At 72.4% G+C, this 6,962-nt stretch carries 4 protein-coding genes and 2 pseudogenes; 4 read left to right on the top strand and 2 right to left on the bottom strand.

Translation table 11 applies throughout. The features are described 5' to 3' along the window. Positions 1-62 precede the first annotated feature (62 nt). Positions 63-947: a DMT family transporter gene (locus ACJA3G_RS26045; protein ID WP_406555480.1), complete on the top strand. Its 885-nt coding sequence runs from the start codon at positions 63-65 to the stop codon at positions 945-947. A gap of 61 nt (positions 948-1,008) precedes the next feature. On the opposite strand, the gene ACJA3G_RS26040 is transcribed toward ACJA3G_RS26045, so the two are convergent. Further along, entirely contained in the window at positions 1,009-3,639 is a 2,631-nt protein-coding gene (locus ACJA3G_RS26040; RefSeq protein ID WP_406555479.1) for a TIM-barrel domain-containing protein, read from the bottom strand. A 314-nt stretch (positions 3,640-3,953) separates the two neighbouring features. On the opposite strand from ACJA3G_RS26040, the gene ACJA3G_RS26035 reads away from it, so the two are divergent. The 3 genes and pseudogenes from ACJA3G_RS26035 to ACJA3G_RS26025 form a co-directional block, all read left to right on the top strand. Next, positions 3,954-4,964 (top strand): SPFH domain-containing protein, encoded by a 1,011-nt coding sequence (locus ACJA3G_RS26035; RefSeq protein WP_406555478.1) that lies wholly within the window; start codon positions 3,954-3,956, stop codon positions 4,962-4,964. After that, positions 4,961-5,854 carry a hypothetical protein gene (locus ACJA3G_RS26030; protein ID WP_406555477.1) on the top strand — a complete coding sequence of 298 codons (894 nt, stop codon included), beginning with the start codon at positions 4,961-4,963 and terminating at the stop codon, positions 5,852-5,854. The genes ACJA3G_RS26035 and ACJA3G_RS26030 overlap by 4 nt, the downstream gene beginning before the upstream one ends. Before the next feature lie 199 nt (positions 5,855-6,053). Continuing rightward, positions 6,054-6,785, top strand: a pseudogene (locus tag ACJA3G_RS26025) (BTAD domain-containing putative transcriptional regulator); the annotation flags it as partial. 39 nt (positions 6,786-6,824) lie between these two features. On the opposite strand, the pseudogene ACJA3G_RS26020 reads toward ACJA3G_RS26025, so the two are convergent. Beyond that, a pseudogene (locus ACJA3G_RS26020) lies at positions 6,825-6,932 on the bottom strand (BTAD domain-containing putative transcriptional regulator); the annotation flags it as partial. Positions 6,933-6,962: the final 30 nt, after the last annotated feature.

The raw sequence follows: 6,962 nt of genomic DNA, 5'->3' as shown, positions 1-6,962 counted from the left end.
ACCTCCGGGCGCACGGGCACCCCCGAGCCCGCCCCCGAGCCCGTGCTCGCGGAGGCGCTGCGATGAACGGGTCCGCGGTCCTCGCCGTCCTGCTCTCCCTCGCCTCGGCCGCCGGGTACGCCCTCGCCSCCGTCGCCCAGTCCCGGCTGGCCTCCACCGACGGGGGCGGCGGACTTGCCGCGCTGCTCGGCCGCCCCCAGTGGTGGTCGGCCGTCGGTCTCAACGCGGCGGGCGCGCTCATGCACGTCGGCGCGCTCCACTACGGCCCGCTCACCCTCGTCCAGCCGCTGGGCGCGCTCACACTCGTCGCCGCGCTGCCCATCGGCGCGTACTACCAGCGGCGCCGGGTCACCCGGCGCGAGTGGCGCGGCGCCGCCTGGACGCTGGCGGGGCTGGCCGGACTGATCGCGGTGACCGGGCCGGCGGCGCCCGGGGACGCGCTGAGTCTGCGGGAGGCGCTCGCCGTCGCGGCGGCCACCGCGCTCCTGATCGCGGCGGCCTCCCGGGCCGGGGAGGGCCACGGCCGCGTCGGCCTCGGCCACGCCACCGCGTCGGGTGTCGCCTCCGGTGTGGGCTCCGCGCTCACCCAGACCGTCACCGCCTCGCTCGCCCGCGAACTGCCGGGCGGCCCGCTCGCCTGGTGGCAGACGGCTCTGCTGGCCGTGCTCGTGGCGGCGTTCGCGGTGGGCGGGCTGCTGCTCTCGCAGTCCGCGTTCCGGGGCGGCCTCGCGGCACCGCTCGCCGTGGTGAACCTCGCCAACCCGGCGGCTGCCGCCGTGATCGGGGTGGCGCTGCTGGGCGAGCGGTTCCACGGCGGCCCGCTCGGCTGGCTCACGGCCGCGGTGGCGGCGGCGGTCGCCGCCCGCGGCGTGCTGATGCTGACCGGCGCCGAGCCCCCGCAGGTCCCGGCGCCGCGCGCCCCGGAACCGGCGCGCGTACCGGTCTGAGAGCGCGGACGGACAGCGGGGCCGCACCGGGAAGTCCGGTGCGGCCCCGCTGTCCGTGGGGTCAGACGAGGGTGATTGTGAAGCCGTGCGCGGTCGGGACCGAGGCTGTCTTCACCTCCGTCACGCCGGTCCGGGCGTCGTAGAACCATCCCGATCCGGCCGCCGACAGCTCCTGCGCGGAGCCGTGGCGGCGCAGCCGCTCACCGCCCAGGGCGACGGCGCCGGGCGCGGACTTCGTGTGCACCGTGAAGCGGTACGCGCGCGCCGAGGGCTTGCCCGTGTACGTGCCCACGCTGGGGCCGACCTCGATGACCGAGGCGCGGCCCGCCGAGTGCACCTGGACCTGCTGGGTGGCGGCGGCGCCCTGGGCGAACCGCCGGGTCACGCCGTCGTCCTCGTACAGCGTGTACGAGGACTTCCCCGCCCGCGGGTAGATGTCGTAGTCCAGCTCGCCCTTGTCCCGGGTCTGCCAGGACAGCGTGCCCTTGGGCCACATCGGCACGATGGAGCCGCCCTTCACGAACAGCGGGAGGGTGTCGAGGGGCGCCTTGTAGCCGTTGACCGTGGTCGGGCCCTGATAGGTCTTCCCCGTCCAGTAGTCCGTCCAGGTTCCCTTCGGCAGATAGATCCCGTCGCGTACCTCCGTGTCGCTGTAGACCGGGGCGACGAGGAAGTCCGGGCCCGCCAGGAACTCGTACTTGGCGTTCGGGCCGAGCGTGGCCGGGTCGTCCGGGTACTCCAGCGAGAGCGGCCGGACCGCGCCGACACCGGTCTTCGTCGCCTCCCGGGAGAGCCCGTACATGTACGGGATGAGGCGCTCCTTGAGCTGGAGGTACTTGCGGTTGATGGAGGTGTACGGCTCGCCGTCGAGCCAGGGCTGCTGGTCGTGCGGCTGATGCGTGGTGAGGTCGCTGGACCAGCCGTCCATGGTCATGATCGCGGGCAGGAACGCCTTCCACTGGAGGTCGCGGGCGTACATCTTCGGGTCGTGGGCGTAGATGCTGCCCACGTCACCGGTGTTGTAGGCGATTCCCGAGAGGGTGGCGCCCGCGTAGGTGGGGATCTGCCAGCGGATGTAGTCCCAGCTCAGCTTCTGGTCGCCGCTCCACAGCACGCCGCAGCGCTGGGCGCCCGCCCAGGAGACCGGCAGCCAGACGAAGCCGCGGGCGTCGCTGTTGTCCTCGATGCCGGCCTTCGCCTGGTCGCAGGCGTTCAGGGCGAAGCCGTAGCCGTTGCCGACCCAGGCGACGTCGAGTTTGGCGACCCGCTGGCCCGCCTTGACCTGCTCGGCGAGCTTGTCGAGGCCGTCCTGTGTCCACAGACCCAGCTGGGCGTTCCTGGCGTTGAGGCCCTGCCCGGTCTCGGCGAGGTTCTCGTAGCCGCAGCCGTAGCCGTCGTTGACGAGCATCCAGCCCAGCGGCATCCGGTTCGCCACATAGCCGTCGGCCACCTTGAGCGCGTCCAGGGTGTGCCGCTCGCCCCGGTTGGCGTTGTGCAGATAACAGTCGGAGTCGCCGGGTTCGAGCCCGTACACCGGAGGCATGAACGGCTTGCCCACCAGGGAGGTGTACTTGCCGATCACGGACTTCACGTCACCCGTGAAGTAGTAGGCGTCCAGGCGCCGTTCCTGCTGGCCGGTGCGGACGCGGGGACCGAAGTCGTAGACGCCCGGGGCGAAGGTGTTGCGGAAGACGCCGTAGCCGGCCGAGGAGATGTAGAAGGGCTGGGAGTTGTTGTAGCCGCCCTCGTTCCAGTTGGTGTTGTTGCCGACGTTCATCACCTGGTCGCGGTGGGAGAAGCTGCCGTTCTGCTCTCCGCCGCCGAAGAACTGCTCGTCCGCGCCGCGCGCCAGGCTCTGGCGCAGCCCGCCGGTGGTCCAGCGCAGCGGGTCGGCCTCCTGCCAGATCGCGGTGCGGTTGTCGGCCTTGTAGAGGGCGAACCGCAGGGGCTTCTTGTAGACGCGCAGCACGGTGTCCTGGGCGCGGATGCCGTAGTAGGCCCCCGCGTCGAAGGAGCTGGTGGCCCGGCGCGGCCGGGGCTGTCGCTGGATCATGCGGCTGCCGGGCGGGTCGGCGAGGACGCCGTCGGGTGATGCCTGGAGCCGCAGGGTGTCGTCCTCGAAGAACTCGGCCCGGGCCTTGAGGGCGCCCGCCGCGATCTCGTACGTACCGTGTGCGCCGGTGAAGCCGGTGAGGTTCCCGGCGTCGCTCGCCTCGGGCAGATAGGCCTTGCCCGTGAAGGAGTTGTCGTGCACGTCGTAGGGGACGACGACCACGTGGTACGTGCCGGACGCCTTGGGGATGACCGTCGCCTCGGGGTCGGCGGTCCCGGCGCTCTCGGCGACCTTCTTCCCCGCCGAGTCGTAGATGTAGAGGTCGAAGTCGTCGGTGGGTTTCTCCCACTGGATGGAGACGGGGACCCCGCCCTCGGGGTTGTCGTCCCACTCGCCCGCCGGCGGGTTCACCGTCAGGTCGAAGCGGGCGCAGACGGCGTTCGCCGGGTCCTCGGCGGCGGTGCCGCACTTGTCGGGCGAGCCGACCGTGCCCTTGGGGTAGACCGGGCTCTGCCAGGTGACGCCGGGGGAGGCGCCGTCGAGCGTGCCCGAGGGCGGGGCGGCGTCGGCCGCCGAGGCAGCCGGGACCGTGAGTGCGGTGAGGGAGAGCGCGGTCGCCGCGAGCACGGCGGCGGCCACTCTCCCTCGGCGGTGTCGAAGATTCCGCAAGGAGTGTTCTCCGTTCGTACCGAGCCGCTTCGGAGCCGCTTCCCGAGTGTCTGCGGGCTGCCGCCGAAGCCGCTGTCGAACAACAAGGGGTGCGGTGCGTGCGCGTTCATGCTTGAAACAGTGCGGTTTCGAGCATCAAGATTCATGACCGGGCCGGTACATGTCAACGGCTTCGCGGATACCGGACGGGTAAAACCCGGTCGCCGGATTCTCATCTCGTCACCTTGACGATATGAAGGAGACCCAATATCGTCGCCATGACGAAAACAAGGAGGTCTCCCGCCATGGCCGACATCAACCGCAGACTGGGCCTGCGCCATCTGCGCTCCGCCCCCACCTCCCACATCCGCCACCACAAGCGCGGCCGGCTCGTCCACGACGGGCCCGGCCTCAGCTTCTGGTTCCGGCCGCTGAGCGCCGCGCTCTCCGAAGTCCCGGTCGACGACCGGGAGTTGGCGATGGCCTTCCACGCCCGCACCTCGGACTTCCAGGACGTCACCGTGCAGGCCACCGTCACCTACCGGATCAGCGACCCGGCCGTGGCCGCCGCCCGTCTCGACTTCTCGGTCGACCCGGACAGCGGTGTCTGGCGCGGCGCCCCGCTGGAACAGCTGTCCACGCTGCTCACCGAGACCGCCCAGCAGCACGCGCTCGACGTCCTCGCCCGCACCCCGCTGGCGGCGGCCCTCGTCGACGGGGTCGCCTCGGTGCGCGGGCGGATCGCGGACGGGCTGGCGGCCGAGCCCCGGCTGCCCGCCACCGGGATCGAGGTGGTGGCCGTGCGCGTCGTCGCCATCCGCCCCGAGCCGGAGGTGGAGCGGGCGCTGCGCACCCCGGCCCGCGAGCAGATCCAGCAGGAGGCCGACCGGGCGACGTACGAGCGGCGGGCCGTGGCCGTCGAACGCGAGCGCGCGATCGCGGAGAACGAGCTCGCCAGCAGGATCGAACTCGCGCGCAGGGAGGAGCAGTTGGTCGAGCAGCACGGCACCAACGCCCGCCGCGAGGCCGAGGAGGAGGCCGCCGCCGACGGGGTACGGGCCGAGGCCGAGGCCGCCCGTACGGTCCGGCTCGCCCGCGCCGAGGCCGAAGCCGCCCGCACGACCGGCGAGGCGCGCGCCCAGGCGCAGGCCGCCTGGCTGCGGGCGCACAGCGACACCGACACGGCGACGCTCCACGCGCTCACCGCGACCCGGCTGGCCGAGAACCTGCCCCGGATCGACAGCCTCACCCTCTCCCCCGACGTGCTCACCGGCCTGCTCGCCAAGCTGGGCCGCCCGGGCGGTGAGGAGCGGTGAGCCTCGCGCCGCGCGCGGTGCTGGTCCACCGCACCACGGAGTACGAGGAGTTGCTCGCCCGGCACGGCACGCACGGCCAGGCCGCCTTCTTCCTCGCCTCGCGCGGGCGCTCCCTCGACGAGGTGGCCGAGCGCCACCACCGCGTCCACCGGGCGCTCACCGAGGTGGCGGCGGCGGTGCCGCTGCGGTGGCGCCGGTCGCGGGTGGAGCGCGCCGATCTGGCCCGGTTCCTGTTCGCTCCGGAGGACGTGGTCGTGGTGGTCGGGCAGGACGGACTGGTCGCCAACGCCGCCAAGTACCTCTCGGGCCAGCCCGTGGTCGGCATCGACACCGACCCGGGCCGCAACCCGGGCGTCCTGGTCCGCCACCGCCCCTCCGACGCGGGGAAGTTGCTGGCGTCGGCGGCGACGGGCCGCGCCGACGAGCTCACCATGGTGGAGGCGGTGGCGGACGACACCCAGCGGCTGCTGGCGCTGAACGAGATCTATCTGGGCCCGCCGGGCCACCAGACCGCCCGCTACCGCCTGGGTCCCGACGACCCGGCCGCCTCGCCCGAGCCGCAGGCCTCCTCCGGTCTGCTGGTGGGTACCGGGACCGGGGCCACGGGCTGGCTGCGCTCGCTCTGGCAGCAGCGCGGCAGCCGGCTCACGCTGCCCGGTCCGGCCGATCCCCGGCTCGTCTGGTTCGTCCGGGAGGCGTGGCCCTCTCCCACGACCGGGACGAGTCGGGTGGAGGGGGTGCTGGAGGGCGCGGAGCGCCTGCGGGTCACGGTCGAGTCGGACCGCCTGGTGGTCTTCGGCGACGGAATCGAGTCGGACGCCCTGGAGTTGACGTGGGGTCAGACGGTGCGGGTGGGGCGGTCCGACACGGCGCTGCGGCTCGTCGGATGAGGCGCGCCGGGCGGTGCGCACGCTTCCGCGTGAGCCCCCTCACAGCGGGTCACTCGCCCCGCTATTGCGTTGACCCTGCCAGAAGCGACAAATACGCTTCGTCCATGTTCGTTACGGGGTAAGATCACCGCTTTTCGCAGCGGAGATCACACTGTCCACCGGCGCTGCCGGAAGATCCCTTCAGGCGTCGGCGGGAACCATGGGATTCCAGCACGAAGCACGGGGGAAGCACACGGTGAAAGTTCGTCTGCTCGGATCATTGGAAATCACCGACGGTCATCTCACGTTCCGTATTCCCGGCGAGAAGTTACGGGCGATCGTGGCGGCACTCGCCCTGTCGCCGGGCCGGCCGGTCTCGCGGCACGATCTCATCGACGAGTTGTGGGGAGAGGAACTCCCCCGCAACGCCGAGAACTCGCTCCAGGGCCATGTCGCGCGGCTGCGCCGCATCATCGAGTCCCGCACCGGGCGCGACGGGCCGCGCGGACTCATCCAGACGTCCGGGTTCGGCTACGCGCTGTCGCTGCCCGAACGGGACGTCGACGCCTCGCTGTTCACCGCCCTGGTGCGGCAGGCGACCGCCGCCCGGCGGGCCTCTCCCGAGCGGGTGGTCAAGCTGCTCACCGAGGCCCTGGCCCTGTGGCGCGGGCCCGCGCTCCTCGACACCGGCCAGGGCATGATCAGCCGGCTCGCCTACACCCGGCTCACCGAGGTGCGGCTGATGGCGTACGAGCACCTCTTCGACGCCGAACTCGACCTCGGCGGGCACCGCGAGGCGATCACCGAACTCCAGCAGCTGCACGCCCAGTACCCACTGCGTGAACGGTTCTGCGAGCAGCTCATCACCGCGCTCTACCGCTCGGGGCGCCAGGCCGAGGCGCTCGACGCCTACCACCGCACCCGCCAGCGGCTCTCGCACAGCCTCGGGCTGGCGCCCCGAGCGGTAGAGCGCGGTGATGAGCTGCTCGCAGAACCGTTCACGCAGTGGGTACTGGGCGTGCAGCTGCTGGAGTTCGGTGATCGCCTCGCGGTGCCCGCCGAGGTCGAGTTCGGCGTCGAAGAGGTGCTCGTACGCCATCAGCCGCACCTCGGTGAGCCGGGTGTAGGC

This window comes from Streptomyces sp. YS-3, assembly GCF_045257485.1.
Taxonomy (GTDB): domain Bacteria; phylum Actinomycetota; class Actinomycetes; order Streptomycetales; family Streptomycetaceae; genus Streptomyces.
The sequence above is the reverse complement of the archived record's forward strand: the minus strand, read 5'-3'. Positions and strand labels throughout refer to the sequence as shown.